12 protein-coding genes are annotated in these 17,744 nt (G+C 52.8%); 6 read left to right on the forward strand and 6 right to left on the reverse strand.

What is annotated here, in order from left to right; all coding sequences use genetic code 11:
• Window positions 1–215: 215 nt before the first annotated feature.
• Both KIS77_08905 and KIS77_08910 read left to right on the forward strand, forming a co-directional pair.
• Complete coding sequence (locus KIS77_08905) at window positions 216–1,643, forward strand: M20/M25/M40 family metallo-hydrolase (protein ID MCW5922450.1); 1,428 nt, start codon at window positions 216–218, stop codon at window positions 1,641–1,643.
• 18 nt (window positions 1,644–1,661) lie between these two features.
• Window positions 1,662–3,443: an anion permease gene (locus KIS77_08910; protein MCW5922451.1), complete on the forward strand. Its 1,782-nt coding sequence runs from the start codon at window positions 1,662–1,664 to the stop codon at window positions 3,441–3,443.
• Window positions 3,444–3,760: 317 nt separating this feature from the next.
• Here KIS77_08910 and KIS77_08915 read toward each other — a convergent pair whose 3' ends face one another.
• Window positions 3,761–5,026, reverse strand: a complete 1,266-nt coding sequence (locus KIS77_08915; GenBank protein ID MCW5922452.1) for a serine hydroxymethyltransferase — start codon at window positions 5,024–5,026, stop codon at window positions 3,761–3,763.
• Window positions 5,027–5,278: 252 nt separating this feature from the next.
• Entirely contained in the window at window positions 5,279–6,373 is a 1,095-nt protein-coding gene (nagA, locus tag KIS77_08920) for an N-acetylglucosamine-6-phosphate deacetylase (protein MCW5922453.1), read from the reverse strand.
• 479 nt (window positions 6,374–6,852) lie between these two features.
• Here nagA and KIS77_08925 point away from each other — a divergent pair, with 479 nt between their 5' ends.
• Window positions 6,853–8,028: a hypothetical protein gene (locus KIS77_08925; GenBank protein MCW5922454.1), complete on the forward strand. Its 1,176-nt coding sequence runs from the start codon at window positions 6,853–6,855 to the stop codon at window positions 8,026–8,028.
• Between the two features lie 158 nt (window positions 8,029–8,186).
• Window positions 8,187–9,617, forward strand: a complete 1,431-nt coding sequence (locus KIS77_08930; GenBank protein ID MCW5922455.1) for a hypothetical protein — start codon at window positions 8,187–8,189, stop codon at window positions 9,615–9,617.
• Between the two features lie 7 nt (window positions 9,618–9,624).
• Here KIS77_08930 and KIS77_08935 read toward each other — a convergent pair whose 3' ends face one another.
• The 4 genes from KIS77_08935 to KIS77_08950 form a co-directional block, all read right to left on the reverse strand.
• Window positions 9,625–11,811, reverse strand: a complete 2,187-nt coding sequence (locus KIS77_08935) for a hypothetical protein (protein ID MCW5922456.1) — start codon at window positions 11,809–11,811, stop codon at window positions 9,625–9,627.
• A 51-nt stretch (window positions 11,812–11,862) separates the two neighbouring features.
• Entirely contained in the window at window positions 11,863–13,218 is a 1,356-nt protein-coding gene (locus tag KIS77_08940; protein ID MCW5922457.1) for an SIR2 family protein, read from the reverse strand.
• A gap of 451 nt (window positions 13,219–13,669) precedes the next feature.
• On the reverse strand, window positions 13,670–14,452 hold the full coding sequence (locus KIS77_08945; GenBank protein ID MCW5922458.1) for a uroporphyrinogen-III synthase: 783 nt from the start codon (window positions 14,450–14,452) through the stop codon (window positions 13,670–13,672).
• Window positions 14,453–14,566: 114 nt separating this feature from the next.
• On the reverse strand, window positions 14,567–15,541 hold the full coding sequence (locus KIS77_08950; protein ID MCW5922459.1) for a DUF4271 domain-containing protein: 975 nt from the start codon (window positions 15,539–15,541) through the stop codon (window positions 14,567–14,569).
• Between the two features lie 434 nt (window positions 15,542–15,975).
• On the opposite strand from KIS77_08950, the gene KIS77_08955 reads away from it, so the two are divergent.
• On the forward strand, window positions 15,976–17,244 hold the full coding sequence (locus tag KIS77_08955; GenBank protein MCW5922460.1) for an adenylosuccinate synthase: 1,269 nt from the start codon (window positions 15,976–15,978) through the stop codon (window positions 17,242–17,244).
• Between the two features lie 111 nt (window positions 17,245–17,355).
• Window positions 17,356–17,667 (forward strand): hypothetical protein, encoded by a 312-nt coding sequence (locus KIS77_08960; GenBank protein ID MCW5922461.1) that lies wholly within the window; start codon window positions 17,356–17,358, stop codon window positions 17,665–17,667.
• Window positions 17,668–17,744: the final 77 nt, after the last annotated feature.

The following is a 17,744-nucleotide window of genomic DNA, read 5'->3' on the forward strand; positions in this document are numbered from 1 at the left end:
CAAAGGTAAATCTCTTTGTGTAGATTCTACAAGAAGAAAGTGAAATTTTTTTGAAAAATTTTTTGCCTCCAATTTCGAGGACCCGCTGACACACCTTGCCTCTATGAAAATATGGGAACAGGCAATTCTGCAAAAATGAAAACTTTACAAAACAAATTTTAAAGCACGGGAAATGCAAACCCGCATTTAAAACATAATTTTATTTGCTTTCAAAAATGAAAAATTTTCGGCCAAATCACTTTTTCACTCAAATTTGCGCTTGCACCCTTATTGTCGTTTTTACACTTCATGTAAAATTGAGCGCCCAAGCCACCCAAAATGGGGCAGATGCCGTTTTCATCCGTAAAATTTACGACCAAGCCCTGACCGACGGACGTTGTTATCCCTGGCTCGAACACCTCTGCCTGAACATCGGCCACCGGCTCAGCGGCAGCGTCGGGGCAACGCAAGCGGTGCAATGGACGCGCTCCATGCTTGACACTTTGGGTCTCGATTCGGTATGGCTCCAACCGGTGATGGTGCCGCACTGGGTGCGTGGAGAAGCCGAACAGGTGCGCGTTGTGGGCTCCAAGAAGTACGGCACATTTACCATTAGCGCCCTCGCGCTCGGCGGCTCGGTCGGTACCCCTGCCCAAGGCATCAGCGCCGAGGTGGTGGAAGTAAAGACTTGGGAGGAACTGGACGATCTCGGCGAACGAGCCATCCGCGGCAAAATCGTTTTTTACAACCGCCCGATGGATGCCACCAAAATTCGCACCTTCGAAGCTTACGGGGGCGCGGTGGACCAAAGGGTGCATGGTGCGTCGCGGGCAGCCAAATACGGAGCCGTGGGTGTGCTGGTGCGCTCCATGAGTTTGCGCCTCGACGACTTTCCGCATACTGGGACGCTCCTCTACGACTCTACCCACGCCCTGCTCCCTGCGGTGGCGATAAGCACATTAGCTGCCGAAAAATTGAGCCAAGTATTGAAAGAAGAGGGCAAGGCGCTCGTGTCCATGAAAATGAATTGCAAGATGCTGCCCGAAGTGCTTTCGCACAACGTCATCGGCGAGATACGCGGCACGGAACGCCCCAACGACATCATCGTGGTGGGTGGCCATCTGGACAGTTGGGACGCAGGACATGGCGCGCACGACGACGGCGCGGGTTGCACCCAAAGCATGGATGTGCTGCGCATCCTCAAACAGCTCGGCTACCGCCCGCGCCACACGATTCGCTGCGTGTTGTTTATGAACGAGGAAAACGGGCTGCGCGGCGGGAAAAAATACGCAGAGGAGGCAGCACGCAAGGGCGAGTTTCATTTGGCGGCCATTGAGAGCGACGCAGGAGGCTTCACGCCTCGTGGTTTTTCGTTTGAGGGTGACGAGAGTGTTTTTGGAAAATTTTTTGAAAAAATATCGACATACCAGAATTTGCTGGAACCTTACGGGTTGAAATTTACAAAGGGCGGCTCAGGGGCCGACATCAGTCCGCTCAAAAGCATGAAGGGATTATTGAGCGGCTACCAACCCGATTCGCAGCGTTATTTTGACTTGCACCACACGGCTGACGACACGTTCGACAAAGTGAACAAACGCGAACTTGAACTCGGTGCAGCAAGCATGGCGGCCTTGGTATATTTGCTGGACAAGTACGGCCTTTAAAGGCCATTGTTTTTCTCCATGAATGCCGACGTTATTATCACAATTGGCATCCTGCTGGGTGCAATTATCCTGTTCGCCACGGAGGCGGTGGCCATTGACTTGACGGCTGTCATTGTCATCGGCTGTCTGGTGCTGACGGGTATTCTGACCCCACAAGAGGGCATATCGGGTTTCAGCAATGTAGCGGTAGCGACGGTGGCCGCCATGTTTGTGTTGAGTGCGGGCATCGAGAAAAGCGGGGCGCTCAACCCGCTCACGGCATTTTTGGAAAAACTGTTTCGCCGTAGTTTCTGGTTGGGCATTGTGTTCATGCTCATTTTCGTCTCTTTCCTCTCGGCGTTCATCAACAACACCCCCGTGGTGGCGCTTTTCATTCCGGTCGTGTTGAGTTGCGCGCGTGCCATCAAAATCAGCCCGGAAAAGTTGCTCATTCCGCTGTCATTCGCCTCCATGTTTGGCGGCGTGTGCACTCTCATAGGCACTTCTACCAACTTGCTGGTGAGCGACTACGCCGAATCCGTAGGCTTGGGCGCCTTCACGATGTTTGAAATGACAAAAATGGGGACGGTGTTCCTCGTTGCGGGCTTTGTATATCTGTTGTTGATTGGGTTGAGATTGTTGCCCAAACACATCAGGGAGGCTACTTTCGAGGACAAGTATCATTTGGGCGAATACATCACCAATGTGGTTTTGCAAAGCGGGGCGCCATCAGTGGGGAAAACCATCAGGAAATCGCCCTTAATCACAGAGTTGGGAGTGGAAATCATTCAGGTGAAACGCGGCAGCGAGCGTTTCTTTTCCCCTCCCGAAGATTTTGTGCTGGCGGAGGGCGACACGCTCAAGGTGAAAGGCAACGTGGACAAAATCAGGAAGTTGCAGAAACGCAACCGGGTGTTGGTGCAGCCCTTGCTCAACAAGGAGATGTCCGTCAACCCCGGCAGCGAGCTGGTGCTGCATGAGGTGGTGGTGTTGCCCAATTCCGACTTGGCCGGGGTGCGGCTCGACGAAATTGATTTTGAGGAGCGGTTCGGGGCCGTATTTCTGGGAGTACGCGGCAGAAAGGGCCTCCAAAACAAACTCATCGGCAACTGGAGGCTCACGTCGGGCGATTGTTTGCTGCTGGCATCTGAGAAAGACAAATCGGAGACGCTGCACAAGAACTTTCCCGACCTTTTCATCATCAATCACACCGACCATTCTGATTTTTCCAGAAAAAAGGCGCTTATCGCGGCGGGCATTGTCATCTCGGTCATCGTGTTGGCCTCGTTCAACGTGTTGCCCATTGTCACGGCGGCCATTGCAGGTTGCATATTATTGGTGTTGTCGAATGTGGTGACGCCGGAGGAGGTCTATAAGAGCATCAGCTGGAAAGTGATTATCCTGCTGGCCGGGTCGTTGAGTTTGGGCGCGGCATTGGAAAAAACGGGTACCGCCAGAATGCTGGCCGACCAGATTCACCATCTCGGTGGCGAGCATGGGCCAATCGTCGTGTTGAGTTTGGTTTACCTCGTCACCACCTTGCTGACGGAAGCCATGTCGAACAACGCAACCGTGGTGCTGTTGGCACCCATCGTGATTGCCTTGGCGCAATCCATGGGCGTATCGCCCAAACCTTTTTTGATGGCCATCACCTTTGCCGCGTCGGCGAGTTTCATGACCCCTGTCGGTTATCAGACCAACACTATGGTGTATGCGGCAGGCAACTACTCGTTCAAGGATTTTTTCAGAATCGGCGCTCCGCTCAACATCCTGTTCTGGATTTTGGCCAGCATCCTTATTCCGGTGTTTTTTCCTTTTTGAGAGACGGCGAACAGGTTGTCTCACGAGTTCAAAGTTCGACAGGATTGACAAGATTTACAGGTTTTTCCAAAAATAAAGGCGCTAATCGTGTAAATCTTATCAATCCTGTCAACAACTATCACCTCTCAGACATCCTCTTCACCAAGAGAGGTCGGTAGAAACAGCCGGCCTGTAAATTTAGCCACGTTGGGGCTTGTCGTGTGAGTAGAAACTTGTTGCCACCGAAACTGATGCCGATATTCTGCCTCGCCGTAGGCGGGGGCAGCTGTCACCGCAATTCCTTACGGTCAGCCATTTTCAATCGAATCATTGCCAACTTACTCATACAGCGGAAACTTCTTCATGTGAGCGTTCACGGCAGCGCGTATTTTGGCGTGATGCGCCGAATCCTCGGGGTGTTTCAGAATCTCGTCAATCCACTCCACCACCTGCACACAGTCGGCCTCTTTGAAGCCACGCGAAGTGACGGCTGCCGTGCCGACGCGAATGCCAGAGGTCGTCATCGGTGGCTGCGGGTCGAACGGAATCATGTTTTTGTTCACGGTGATGTCGGCTTCGCCGAGGGCGTTTTCGGCAACTTTCCCGGTCACGTTTTTCGAGCGCAAGTCAATGAGCATCAGATGGTTGTCGGTGCCGCCCGAGATGATGCGGTAGCCACGCGACACGAACTCTTTTGCCATTGCCTGCGCATTCCTGACGACTTGCTGGCCGTAGGCTTTGAATGTTGGCTGCAAGGCTTCGCCAAAAGCGACGGCCTTGGCCGCGATGACGTGTTCGAGCGGCCCGCCCTGCATACCGGGGAAAACGCCGCTATCGAGGATACTCGACATCTGGATAGGCAGGCCCTTCTTGGTGGTGCGGCCCCAGGGGTTGTCGAAATCCTTGCCCATCAGGATGATGCCGCCGCGTGGGCCGCGCAGGGTCTTGTGCGTGGTGCTGGTGACGATGTGGCAATGAGGCATCGGGTCGTTGAGCAGTTTGGCCGCGATGAGGCCGGCGGGGTGTGCGATGTCGGCCAAGAGCAAGGCGCCAACCGTGTCGGCGATGCGTCGGAAGCGGGCGTAGTCCCAATCGCGGGAGTATGCCGAGGCACCGCAAATGATGAGTTTGGGTTTTTCGGCGCGGGCGATGGCCTCCACCTTGTCCATATCAATGCGGCCGGTGTCTTCTTCCACGCCGTAAAAAGAAGGATGATAGACCTTGCCTGAATAGTTCACCGGCGAGCCGTGCGACAGGTGGCCGCCGTGTGCGAGATTGAAGCCGAGAATTTTGTCGCCGGGCTGGAGGCAGGCGAGGAACACCGCTGCGTTGGCCTGCGCGCCAGAGTGCGGCTGCACATTGGCCCATGCCGCGCCGAAGAGTTCTTTGATGCGGTCAATGGCGAGTTGTTCCACTTCGTCCACTACTTCGCAGCCGCCGTAGTAGCGGCGGCCGGGATAGCCCTCGGCGTATTTGTTGGTGAGGCAGGTGCCCATCGCGTCGAGCACAGCTTGGCTGGTAAAATTCTCGGAAGCGATGAGCTCCACGCCGCGACGCTGGCGGTCGAGTTCTTTTTGGATAAGGGAGAAGACGATGTCAGACATTTTTGTTGCTTGTTGTTGCCCGCCCGGCCAAGCCGTATGGACGGGGTTGTTCGTTGTTTGAGTGCGCAAAAATAGGGCGCTGACCGCGACAGCCAAGCCGCCATTTCATTTTGTACTGGTTGTGAATAAGGGAAGGCAAAAGTAGGGAAAGGAAATTTGCGAACCGATTTGCAAATTCAGTGCCTTTTGTGTGGAAATGTAAGGTGGACGATGTTGCTGGGGGACTGAATTTGAAACGCACCCAAACCTCCTTTACCCCACCACGCGCAGCTCCAACTCCTCGTCGAACACCACAAAACGTGCTTCGTATCCGGGTGCTATTTTCCCCAAACGATGTCCCTGCCCAATGGCTTGGGCAGGGTAGGTGCTGGCCATGCGCAGCGCCTCATCCAGTGCGACATCGGCGTGTTGCACCACATTTTTCACGGCTTGCCACATGGTGAGCGCGGAGCCAGCCAACACCCCCGCTTCATTCACGAAGCGGTCGCCAGCGTACTGGAATCGGTAGTCGCCCTGATGGCTTTCCGTCACTGCGTCCGAAATCAGGAACAGCTTTTCGCCGAGCAGCGATTTGCTGATTTTCAGGCTGTTGAAGTCGCAATGGATGCCATCCGCGATGATGCTTGTCCAAGGTTTTTGGAGGAAAGTGGCACCGACAAGGCCAGGCTCGCGGCTTTGGAAGGCGCTCATGGCGTTGAACAGGTGTGTCACTCTGCCAATGCCTTTTTCAAAACCCCGCATGGCCTCTCGGCAAGTGGCGTTGCTATGTCCGGCGGAGAGCAAGATGTCGCTCTGCAAAAGCAGCGCAAGCGAGGCATCGTCCATGACCTCCGGCGCGAGTGTCATGTAGCGCACCACGCCCCGACCGCGAGCTATGAGCTCGGCCACTTCTGTCGGGCGAGGTTTGCGAATATGCTGGAGCGGGTGGGCGCCGCGTTTTTCGGCGTTGAAAAAAGGCCCTTCCAAATGGAGGCCGAGCAGGCCCTGCCCTCCTGCTGCCCAGTAATCGCGACAAGCATCTATGGCTTGCCACATCGTGTGCCACGGCGAACAAGAAAGGGTGATTTGAAAATAGGCGGCCCCACCAGCATGGGCGCTCAGGTAGGTCTGCTCGATGGCCTCCCGCGTCGGTTCATTGTTGAAAAGTTTGCCGTTGCCCCCATACACCTGCAAATCAATGAAGGCTGGAGCGATGAAGCGCCCTTGCAAATCCATCCATTCGATGCCTTTCGAGGAAGGGGAGCCTTCGCCGACCTCAACGATGCGACCTTGTTCGACCACGATGTAGCCTCGTTCGAAGAGATGAGTGCCGGTGAAAATGCGGGCATTGGTGTAGGTAGTGGACATGAGGTGAAGGTAGGGTGTTGGCTGGTCAGGTCAAGAAGATTGCAGCCGCACCTGCAAAGGTTTGGGTTTTGAGGGAGATTTTTCTTGGCTCGCGCCCGTCGGGCTGATAGTTTTTTTGGCAGGACTATATACCTCGCGCCGACAAGTTTCGGGCATGGTCGCGATCTGCTCAAAATCAGGGGCATCAATCATCGCGAACTGACAAATCCTAGCGAGTCAAGGTATGTTTTTGACAGGGTTGACATGGTTTACAGGAGTTTGAAAAAGATAGCCTCAATCCCGCGAACCACGTTGAGCCTTGCATAACGACTGGCTGACTGTCAGGAACATTTCCGATTGAACCCGTCAGTCGGTTGGGGGCATAGGTCTTTTCTTTCATCCACTTCATGGGAAGGAGTTCGTCAAAAAAAATTTTTCCAATTTTGTAATCCACCATACATTTGTGGAGAAAATGAAAATTTCTCAAAAAACCATTCTCCATGAAAAACTATCTGACACTTTCCCTTTTAGCCATTGTTTCGTTTCCCTTTTTTGGTTTGGCCCAACAATACGACGCTCGACAGTTCCAGTGGTGGGACTATCGAAGCGCGGCTTGGCTGAATGGCCGGATTGGGGTGGGCTACCAGTTGGGCAACCACAATCGGCACCTCTATTTTTTCACGGAGACAGATGTGTGCGCATCTTGCTTGGTGGTTCATTACGTCCATCCTCCTACCGACCTGCGCGAGCAAATACGCATCAACCAGCACCGTTTCAACCTGCATCTCAAGTTGCAGACCACCAAGGATTTTAGGCTTTACAACACGGCTTTTTCACGGCGAAACAGCCAACTTCAATTCAAAAACCTATCGTGGACGTATCTGACGAACGTAGGAGCATCCATTGACTTTGGCCTATACCGTCCGGGCAGATTGACCGACATGGAAACGGGGGGGCTGAACGACCGCTTCAGGATGCGCTCGAAATTGCGCCTGCGCTACGATGTGCTGTCGCGCTATCACTCCTACTATTACCGCAAGTTGAGCAATACGATTGGGTATTTCACGCTCAGCGTCTCTTCGCTCGACGACCGATGGGGCATCAATCTGAATTGGGGAAATGATGCTTTCATCGTCGGGGGGCTTCGCAATTTCTTGCTCAGCCACGACCATGGCGAAACCAATTCGGCCCATATCGCTGGCTATTGGCGCCCCTTAGAACGCAAGAGCCGCGATGCTAACGAGACTTTCGACTACCTGCCCGAAAGCTTGCAAAAACTGGAAATGAGCGTCGCCTTGCGCATGGTGACTGACCGCCGCACCCACAAACGCTCGAGCTCCAACCAAGCAAGGGTGGGCACTTACGATGTGCTTGGGCTGGAGAATAGCTTTCACGGATATTACGGCATACAAGCCAAAGTGGAGTCGGGCTTCTACAACCTGCGGCTTCAAATGGGAAAGGACGACTTGAAATGGGGCCGGGATATGCAGCGATTTGCCCATCAAGGCTATCGCCACTTGCCTGCAAAATGGGCGAGGGGCATTTGGGGCAACTTCGTGAACGGCACGAGCTCCCCCCTGTTCCCGTGGGAGAGCCAGACCTTGTATCACAAGAAGCCAAAATTCTACTATGAATTGGATGGACAGCTGATTTATCCTTATTTTCGGTGGTTTTGATAGAATGTGAAAATCATTCCCCCAACCATAAACAGGTTGTATCGGTTTTTTGACAGGATTTACAAGGTTGGTAGTGGAGTTTTGCAACTGACAATATCCCTGAACCAACAATTAAAACATCCCACCATCACAGGTTTTTGAAAACTTCAACACCAACTATGAAAAATCTATTTTTCTTCCTTCTCCTTTCGCCCTTTCTATACACTCCAATGGCTGGTCAGCACAATGGAGCGCCTTCTTTCCACTATCACGAGATAGCTCGGGAAATGTGCTGCATGAATAAAAGCGCCGTCGAACAAATCATTGTGAAAGGCGACAATAGCACGGAAGGTGACCAAAGAATCATTGACACTTTGCGAATGTTTCTGCAAAGCCGCCTCGTGGGCGACACCAAGTGCAAAAACCCTCAAAAATTCAAATCATGCACTTGGCGCAACTATCATCACAAGGTGAAACGCATCACTCTCTGTAATGCCAACTGGGAACAACTGCCTCCAGAGCTGGGTCAATTCAAGCGTCTATTTGAAATAGTGTTTGTCCATTGCCCCAATCTTCATCTGCAAGGCATCAATGACCAGCTGGAAAAGCTGGGTGCCGATAACAAACTACGCAAAAAGTTTCACGACGAAATCATCTCTCTTTCATTTGTGGATGCCGACTTTGGTAGCGTCGCCAAATGGTCGCTTAAAGGAGACCTTATGAAAGACTTGCGAGAGCTGCGCTTTGTCAGGGTGAAAAATTTTCAAGACAAATGCGATAGTTTGTTGCAACAATTGAACACTGCATACCCCAGACTAAACTGGCTGGCTATAGAAGATTGTCAATTGAACGATGAAACCGAATTGTCGTCCTTAGAAAATTTTGAAAATTTAATTGCCTTGTCGTTGGCACGAAACCAACTGACCCAAATACCATACATTCACAAGAAATTGAGGTCATTGGACTTGTCTTACAACATGATAAGCGATTTCCGGTTCAGACCTCAACCCGACACCAATTTTCTCAAAGACCTCGATTTCATTTTTCTGGATTGCAATCTTTTCTCTTATTTCAAACTGACCTCTGTTTTTTTTGAAAAACTCTATAACAAAAAGGAGGTGTTTACCTACGACTGCAACTGTGCCGACACGTCCGAATACAATAGTCTGAGCAGAATGTTTGACGAGCGAAAAGTGGCGACCTACATGACTTACAGCCCTCGCTATGTCAATGACTTTAAACCGCCATTGCCCAATTGTGGCTTATGCAAGACGTTTCAAAGCAATTTTGTCGCTTCGCTGTTGAATGTCGCCGCTGGCACTACCATGACGGACAACGATGGGAACCAACGCCGGGCCACGTTCAATCCCGATAACAATGTAATCAGAATTGAAACCTCCTCAAGTACGGGCCGGCAGGTGGTGAGCCACGATTTGATAAAGATAAAGTCCGCCAAACGCGAAAGGGCAGACACCGACGAAAATACTTGGCAATGGGATGTGACTTTGCTCGTCGTGGAGACAAAAGATGCCGATAAAATTGAAAGAAACCTGAAGATTCGGCGCATCGGAGATACGGGGGTTTTGCATATTGAAACACCGGAGGAATAATGTTTGGTCAAATCCGTGCCAGCTCCCTGCCGCATCGCTCCATTTCTCGCTCCACATAACGGCGTGGGTCTTCGTCGCCGAGGTTGAGTTCTTGCTGAAGGATAGCCCTGTCTACGTCGTCGTTGGGCAAGAGTTGTCTCATTCGCTCCAAATTGCGCATAGCTTGTCCCCACACCCTTGCCTCGCTAAACACCTCAAAGTCTCGCTGACGGATTTTGAACTCTCGAATGAGCGCCTTGCGGGCATTTTCGATGCGATAGTCGAGGGTGCTGAATTTGGCGGCCACGCGCAGGGAGTCCACGCGCCACACCCGCCCCGTGTCGGTCTGTATGGAAAGCTTGAGGTTGAGTGCCTCGTATCGCTCCTGCAATTTTTTTGCGTGATGATAAGCATCGAGCGAAGCGGCGTAGTCGTCGCGGAAGAAAAAACCATCGCCCACCAGCAGGCTGTCCTCCACCAATCGGTATAAGTGGTTGAATTGCTGAGCGATGGCAAGCTCATCTTTCACTTCTTTCGATGGCTTGGAGTGTCGCAACACCCAGCAGCGGCGCGGATGTTTCAGCAATTCCTCGTAGCCGGGAATGGCTGCGCCAAAAAGCTCGTCCTGCATACTTCGCTCGGCATTGTGCAATTGGTCTTTGGCAGAGTTGATGTAGTCTCGCACGAACCAAATCCCAAAACCCACCATGACTGCCAGCGACAAGAGCGAGGTGATGGCCACCAACCGAGCCATGCGGCGCTGCTTGCGAATGGCTGCCAGCTCTGCTTCTACCGCCTTGCGGCGCTGGGCTTCCTCGGCCAATTTCTGCTCGTATTCCAGGCGTTCTCGTTCGGCCTTTTCCTCGCCCCGACGGGCATTGCGCGACTCTACGATAGCAGGCAAAAGGGTGTCGTGGCTGATTTCGTAGTAAAAATCGTTGAGGCGATTTTCCTTGCGCAGGAGGCGGCTATCCACCAGCACATCAAGGAATTCCTGCGTCACGCCGGGATAAGCGGCTATCAAATAATCGTCCACCATGCTGCACCGGCGGTCGTTGGGCGTCACGAGACTTTCCTCAATCAATCGTTGCACCGTCGCCACCATGGTCGCGGGAGCTTCGAGCGTTTTGCCCGTCCTTCGGGTGAAGACGTCGGGCAGCGTTTGCAATTGTTTTTTGTAAAAAAAGCGGATTTCGTTTTCCAGCCCCTTCTTTGCTCCATAAAAATCAGTGGTGACCTCGAAGCCTTCCGGCTTGATTTCCTCAATGATTTTTTCCTCCACATACTGACAGAGAATCTGCAAGTTGAACGACTCGATTTCATCCTCGCGCTTCAGCATAGGCAAGTCATCGGCCACTTGTTGCACCTCCTGTCTTTCCCGGCCAGCCAAGAAGTCAATGATTTGGGTCATTGCATCGGGGTGGTATCGAAAGCGCTGGCTGGCATAGGGGCCACCGGGTGCGTCGGCTGGCAGCGCGATGGCTTCCTCAGCCTGTTTGCGATTGAGCGGCTGGAGTTGGTAGCGATTGTGAAGGATGCCGGGAATGAGCGGGCTGATTTCGTCGAGGAGATGCAGAAAGTCGGAGCGAATGCTGATGACGACGCGCAAATCGGGTTGGCTCTCCCACCAGCGCATGATGTCAGCAGTCAGCGAAGCGTCGCCGCGCTGGAATCGCTCAAGCAGGCTGGCTCGAATCGCATTGGGCATCGCGCCGTTGGCCAAGTCAGCCAGTTCGGCCAAAAATCGGCGGCGGCTGTTTTCAGAATGTCCGAGCGTGAAAACCTCTTCGAATTGGTCGAACACCAGCACCGGCGTGGCAGGCAGGCCCTCCAAGTCAAATTCAAGTCGTTTGGCGAGTTCCCAGAGTGTTTGGCGTTTCCCGGGTTCTTCTCCTTTGGTGTTTCGCCCGCCGACGAAATCATTTTGGCTCATCATTTCGCTCACCGTGTCCACCAATGGCGCTTCTGTCTTGTCGAGCCGGACAAAAAGCGGGGCAAACCCGTGTTGCTCCAGCATGGGTGCTGCCCCGGCTTGCAATATGGATGTTTTCCCGATGCCTGATTTTGAGAACAACACGACCAACCGCTGCTGCAAAATGAGGTTGCTCAGGCGCACGACATCCTCCCGGCGTCCGTAAAACACGGCGCTCTGTGTGCGGTCGAAGGGCTTCAAACCCGGATAACGGCGCTGCAGGTTGGCGGCGTAGGGTGTCATGCTGGTGTCGCGTTGTGCTTTGCGTCAGAGAGGGTTTTCAAGGGGTATATTTCAAGTGAGATTTTCGATGTAGGTTTTTAGCTTGTCTGCTATGTCTGCAAAGTGCCTGTTTTCTTGGCCGTTGCCATAGACAGGCTCATTTTTTGGGGGCCGGGTGGTGCGCAGCCTGCCGAGCGGCGTGGCATCCATTGCGCAGCTTTTAAGCAGAATCGGCATCACGAGGAAGCGATTGCGCGGGTCGTTGCGCTGCACGATTTCTTCGAGCAGGGGCAAGGCGGGGTTGGATGCGTCAAAAAAATCGGCGCTCACTAAGGGCAGCACTACTTGCACCGAGTCGAGGGTTTTGCGTATCCATGCCTGCACGTCGCCTTGCCCCACCGCGTCGCGCAGCGTGAGGGTGCGCATACGCAGGGGCTTCAGGTGGCTCAAAAGCGCCTGACACCCATCGTCGTCGCTGGCTTCATTGTGCAGCACAAGGGCATCTGCCAAGGGTGTGGCGCTGTCGCTGGAGGCCTGTCCTTCGAGTTTGCCGATGTGTTCCAGCAAGTTCCCGATAAAGGTTTCCATATCCACTTTTGGGAACTCCATGCGGAATTCGCTTTGGAAAAAGACCCTTGCGTAAGGGCCTGTCTCGCGCTTTCCTTTGAGCGGGTATGCAAATGGCTGGATGCTGTTGCGGGCATTTTTGAACAGTGCGTCCAGCAAGACGCGCAGGCTCCAGTCCTCAAAGTCGAAGCCGAGAAAGAGGTAGAAGCGGGGCACGGTGAACGCCGCCAGAAGACTGTCGGGTAGGCGTTCGTGTTGCGCGCCCGTGATTTTGTTCACATAAGCCAGTTGGTCGTTGTAGGTAAGCACGAGCGATTCTGACCGCTTGAAAAAGCCGAAAAGGTTGTAAATCAGTGGGGCCGCGTCGTCGCCAAAAGAGTAGAGCGGGTCGGAGGAGGGCTTTCTGAAATTGTAGAAGTCGAAGCGGTAATCGCGCACGGCCGTGGCGTAGAAGCGGGCAAAAAAATCGTCGGGGGTGGTATTGACGACGATTCTGAAAGGCAGGTCGGCGAGCTGCTCCAATTGCGGGTGCAACTGCGCCTCGCGTTCGGCCTTGTTGTAAAAATCCTGCACCTCCGAAATCAGCATCGTGTCGGAGCGTTGCGCCCGCACACGCAGGTAGCTGGCAACGTGGTAGAGCGAGTCTTCTTCTTCTTTGCTCAGCCCCAGCCCTTTGGCCAATTGGTTGGCGCACAATTCGGTAAGCGGGCGATAAGTTCCATCGGGCTGCCGGGCGGTGATGGCGGCTGGGCCGAGAAACAACACACAGGAGCCTTCGCTGATGTTGCGGGCGATATTTTGATATACGGTGTCGGTCAACGCGGCAGTACTCCCAGAGGAGGCGGATGAATCAGTAGGCATGGTTCGGTCGCAGTTTTGGGATTGTTCGGAGAAACAAAGGTAGAAACGTGTTCTTTAACAACCAATTACAGCACACAAAAAGCGTGCTTGGAAAATTGGTTTTTGAAAAACGACGCGAAGTAAGAGTTGCTATACTTCGCGTCGTTAGGTTTTGGGCAGGGCTAAAAGCGCAATCTGCTCAAAATCAAGGACATCAATCATGGTCATCCGACAAATCCTAACGAATCAAGGTAAAGTTTTTGGCGTTTGACATTCAATCCATTGTTCAGGCGGTGATTTGGAATAACCGCCTGAACAGCGCGCATTTTCAACACCTTGCTTCAAGCCCTAATTCGCGTAAAAAGACGGTTGGAACATTATCTATCATGGATATGCCCACAAAAAGTATCGGGGCGACTTTTGCAAAAGTCGCCCCGACAAATTTCAATCTTCAATGTCCCAAAAAAACCTATCAGGCTTTGTTGGACACTTTTAAATAGTTCTCCAAAGCCACCGAAATGGACGGTGCTTCTGGTGTGCCTGCTTGGATATTGACCGTCATACCGCGGTCGCTCACTGCTTTCAAGGCTGCTTGGCCAAACACGCAGATGCGGCGGTCTTCTTGCTTGAAGTCAGGAAATTGCTCGAACAAGGACTTGATTTCCAGCGCCGAAAAGAACGCTATGATGTCGTACTTGATGTCTTTCAGGTCGCTCAAATCCGTGTTGGCCGTGCGATACATGATAGCCTCTTGGATGGGCACCTTTAGGTCCTTGAAATAGCGCATCACCTCCGGGTTGCCTTGGTCGCTACAGGGCAAGAAGAATTTTTCGTCTTTGTTGCGCAGGATGTAGGCTTTCAGTTCGGTGATGGATTTCACGCCGTTGAAGACCTTCCGCTTGCGGAACATGATGAACTTTTGCAAGTAGTTGGCGATGGTCTCGGTGGCGCAGAAATACTTGGTCTCTTCCGACATCTTGATGCGCAGCTCGCCGCAAAGGCGAAAGAAATGGTCCACTGCGTTCTTGCTGGTGAAAACGATGGCGGTGTAGTCGTTCGGATAGACGCGATTTTTCCGGTATTCTTTTTCGGTGAGACCCTCTACGGTCACAAAGGGCACAAAATCAATTCGCACGCCAAACCGCTTGGACAACTCGTCGTAAACAGCGCTTTGGGCAGGTTTGGGTTGGGAGATAAGGATGTTGTGGACTTTTTTGAAGGTCTCTCCTTGAACAGGTGCAGCGGTTGCAGACATTCGGGAGTGTGTTTATGTGAAATTTGTCAGGTGAAAAAGAGACTGCAAGGGTTCGATGCTTTGCGGTTACAAGGTTTGAGCGCGTTGAAAAAACGAGTTGAAACCCCAGAACCTCTATTTTGCCTGAATGAGCGCCAGTTTTACCAAGAGCAAGAGCGGCGCGAATTCGACGGCACAAAGGTACAACAAAAAGTGGAATTTGTTGTCAGCCAAAATTTTAGAGCCGATGGCAAGCGACCGCAAACCTCTGTAGAGGTAAAAAATACCCACCAAACTCAATATCCAAAGCGGCAAAAACTGCTGATATTCTTCCGAATAGCCTTCGAATAGCCTGCTTTTCGAGGAGAAGGCCAGCAAAAAATTGAAGGGCACCAAAAACAGCCCCAACACGCAGTTGAAAATAATGACGAGAAAATTGTAACGGTCTATTTCTTTCTCCACGGGAAACAACCAGCGAGCGACATTCAAAAAAAAATGTTTGGAAAGAAAGATGGCGCTTGCCGCCAATATGCACACCACGAGGAACAACGAGTTGTTGTACGATTCCCGACGAAAGATGCGCGCGAGCAGGAACATGAACATCCCTGCGTTGAGGAGGAAATTGCCGTAGAGCAGGAAATAGGGCGCAAGGCCGACAAAACCCGAGGCTTCTCTTTGTGCCACCGCCAAGCCATTGTCGTTCACAAAGCCCCTCCACGCTCGCCCCACCACTTTCCGATTGGCAGCCACGCTGAATGTAAGATACGCGAATATCCCAACCAATATCCAAAACAAGGCTTGTTCTGACAGCGTGTTGCCGCGCCGAGGCAAAAAGGAGGAAGGGCGGAAAGGCTTGGTGGTGTTCTCAGCCAGCGCAAGCGCCGCGCCCGGCACCCGGTGTGGCTTCACGTTGAAAGGATTGGCGTCGAGCGGAGATGAGGGTGCCAGCAAGGCAAGGCGTTGCTTCAGTTCAAACGGGTTGGCCGAATCCTGCCCCTTCGACCAGCCGACGAGGGCAAGGCAACACGCCAAACAAAGTGCGAACCGAATCATGGGGCAAAGGTAAGGCAGCCGCATCACTTTCCGAATGCCTCTATGCGCCTTACGCAAAGTTGTGCCGGGCGAATGCCCACTAACCCAAAGGGCATTGACCGGACACGGCATTAAGTACCGAGACAAAATTATTCAAGCATTTCACACGACGACACAACGGCACAAAGAATTGATTATCAGAAAAATAAAATCGTAGTGTCGCCGTGTCGTTGTGTGAAATAAATCTGTCCGGGTACTTAGTTTAAAATCCTTTTGTAAAAATTTAGGGTAGAGGGTAGACAGTAGAGGGTGGAGGATAGAGACACTTGCTTTTGGGTCGCACGCTGTTTCAATGGAGAGGGAATAATCCTTCTACCCTCTGCCTGCGTTTTTACATCCTTTTTTGGTTGCGCATATTTTGTGCATTCGAGGGCTGATTTCTTTCCTACTTTTGCCTCGCTTTTTCATCTCCGGTGCCCGTGTGTGCGGAAGCCGGAATTTCTTTTTTATCAATGAAGATAGATGTCATCTTGGGCCTTCAGTGGGGCGACGAAGGCAAAGGCAAAATAGTGGATTTTCTCGCCAACGATTACGACATCGTGGCGCGTTTTCAGGGAGGGCCCAATGCTGGCCACACCCTCAAATTCGGTGGCAACAAGTATGTGCTGCACACTGTCCCTTCCGGCATATTTAGAGCAGATTTGGTGAATCTCATCGGCAATGGCGTAGTGCTTGACCCATTGGTGTTTCAGCGCGAGTTGCGCTCGTTGGAGCAGAGCAACGTTCGGTTCCATAGCCGGTTGCTCATCGCACGCAAGGCGCATCTCATATTACCCACCCATCGCTGGCTCGACGCGGCCAGCGAGGCGCACAAAGGCGTTGCAAAAATAGGCTCCACCCTCAAAGGCATCGGCCCTACCTACATGGACAAAACCGGGCGCAACGGCCTACGGGCAGGCGATATTGAGTCCCCTAATTTTCGAGAGCATTATGAAATGCTGAAAACCAAACACTTGGAACTATTGAAAATTTACCCCGAAGTGCCATTTGATTTGGAAAAGGAAGAGGAGGCATGGTTTGAAAGCCTCGACACGCTTCGCGCTTTGCCCTTCGTGGATGGCGAATACTACATCAACGAGGCGCTCGCTGCCGGAAAAAAAATACTGGCCGAAGGAGCGCAAGGCTCCATGCTCGATATTGACTATGGCACCTACCCTTTTGTCACTTCCAGCAATACGATTACGGCTGGGGTTTGCACGGGGCTGGGTGTTGCGCCGCAGCACATTGGCCGGGTCATTGGCATCACCAAAGCGTACTGCACCCGCGTGGGCGGCGGCCCGTTCCCGACCGAACAGGACAATGAGATTGGCGAGATGCTGCGGCAGGAAGGTCAGGAATTTGGCTCCACCACGGGTCGGGCGCGGCGTTGTGGCTGGATTGACCTGCCACAGCTGCGCTACACTATCTTGCTCAACGGCGCGACGGAACTGTGCATGACGAAGATTGATGTGCTCAATATATTTTCCGAAATAAAGGCCGCCACTCACTACCGCTATGCCGGAAAAGAGCAACAGAACTTGCCCTTCGACCTTTGCCAGACCGCCGTCGAACCCTTGTTCAAAACTTACAAGGGCTGGAATGCCACGCTGGAGTCGGCTGCTACTTTTGAAAGCTTGCCAGCCGAAACTCGCGCCTACCTGAATGATTTGGAGCGTTACCTAGGGGTGCCCATCAAAATGATTTCGACGGGGCCAGAGCGGGAAAAACTGATAGTGCGGTGAGAAAGAGGATTCTGCCGAAATCATCGCTCTGATGCCGTGTCCGGTTAATGGTTTTATACTTCTCGCCGTTAGGTTTTGTGCATGGCAAAAACTTAACGGCGAGAAGTATACATGTCCTGTACAGACGGAATCCCTTACTGGCACATTATCCATCAGCCTGACAAGAGCGGAATGGATTGCGATTTGGAACAACATTTTCAATTGCCTCCCAGCAACGCCTATACCCTCCCCAACTTCCCCCATTTTCGCCTGTTCGACGCGCACGACAGCCCCTGCGACACGCTCGGCATCAACGGCCCGCCGCCGCCCCAATGCGCCGGCCGCATCCGCGTCTACCCCAACCCGGCGCAGCACCTCGCCCGCAGCGAGCTGCCCGACTGCGAGGGCGGCTCGCTGCGGGTGTTCGATGCCATGGGCCGCTAGGTGGAAGACCTCGCGCTCGCGCCCGAGCGCGTCGGCACGGAGCTCGACGTGTCGCGCTATGTGCTGGGCATCTATTT

The organism is Saprospiraceae bacterium, from assembly GCA_026129545.1.
Taxonomy (GTDB): Bacteria; Bacteroidota; Bacteroidia; order Chitinophagales; family Saprospiraceae; genus M3007.

What these genes read in the sequence shown, in the direction of transcription:
- KIS77_08945 (MCW5922458.1), bottom strand. Translation starts at nt 14,452, where the DNA reads ATGTCTGCAACCGCTGCACCTGTTCAAGGAGAGACCTTCAAAAAAGTC.
- nagA (MCW5922453.1), bottom strand. Translation starts at nt 6,373, where the DNA reads ATGTCCACTACCTACACCAATGCCCGCATTTTCACCGGCACTCATCTC.
- KIS77_08925 (MCW5922454.1), top strand. Translation starts at nt 6,853, where the DNA reads ATGAAAAACTATCTGACACTTTCCCTTTTAGCCATTGTTTCGTTTCCC.
- KIS77_08930 (MCW5922455.1), top strand. Translation starts at nt 8,187, where the DNA reads ATGAAAAATCTATTTTTCTTCCTTCTCCTTTCGCCCTTTCTATACACT.
- KIS77_08905 (MCW5922450.1), top strand. Translation starts at nt 216, where the DNA reads ATGAAAAATTTTCGGCCAAATCACTTTTTCACTCAAATTTGCGCTTGC.
- KIS77_08960 (MCW5922461.1), top strand. Translation starts at nt 17,356, where the DNA reads ATGTCCTGTACAGACGGAATCCCTTACTGGCACATTATCCATCAGCCT.
- KIS77_08940 (MCW5922457.1), bottom strand. Translation starts at nt 13,218, where the DNA reads ATGCCTACTGATTCATCCGCCTCCTCTGGGAGTACTGCCGCGTTGACC.
- KIS77_08955 (MCW5922460.1), top strand. Translation starts at nt 15,976, where the DNA reads ATGAAGATAGATGTCATCTTGGGCCTTCAGTGGGGCGACGAAGGCAAA.
- KIS77_08915 (MCW5922452.1), bottom strand. Translation starts at nt 5,026, where the DNA reads ATGTCTGACATCGTCTTCTCCCTTATCCAAAAAGAACTCGACCGCCAG.
- KIS77_08935 (MCW5922456.1), bottom strand. Translation starts at nt 11,811, where the DNA reads ATGACACCCTACGCCGCCAACCTGCAGCGCCGTTATCCGGGTTTGAAG.
- KIS77_08910 (MCW5922451.1), top strand. Translation starts at nt 1,662, where the DNA reads ATGAATGCCGACGTTATTATCACAATTGGCATCCTGCTGGGTGCAATT.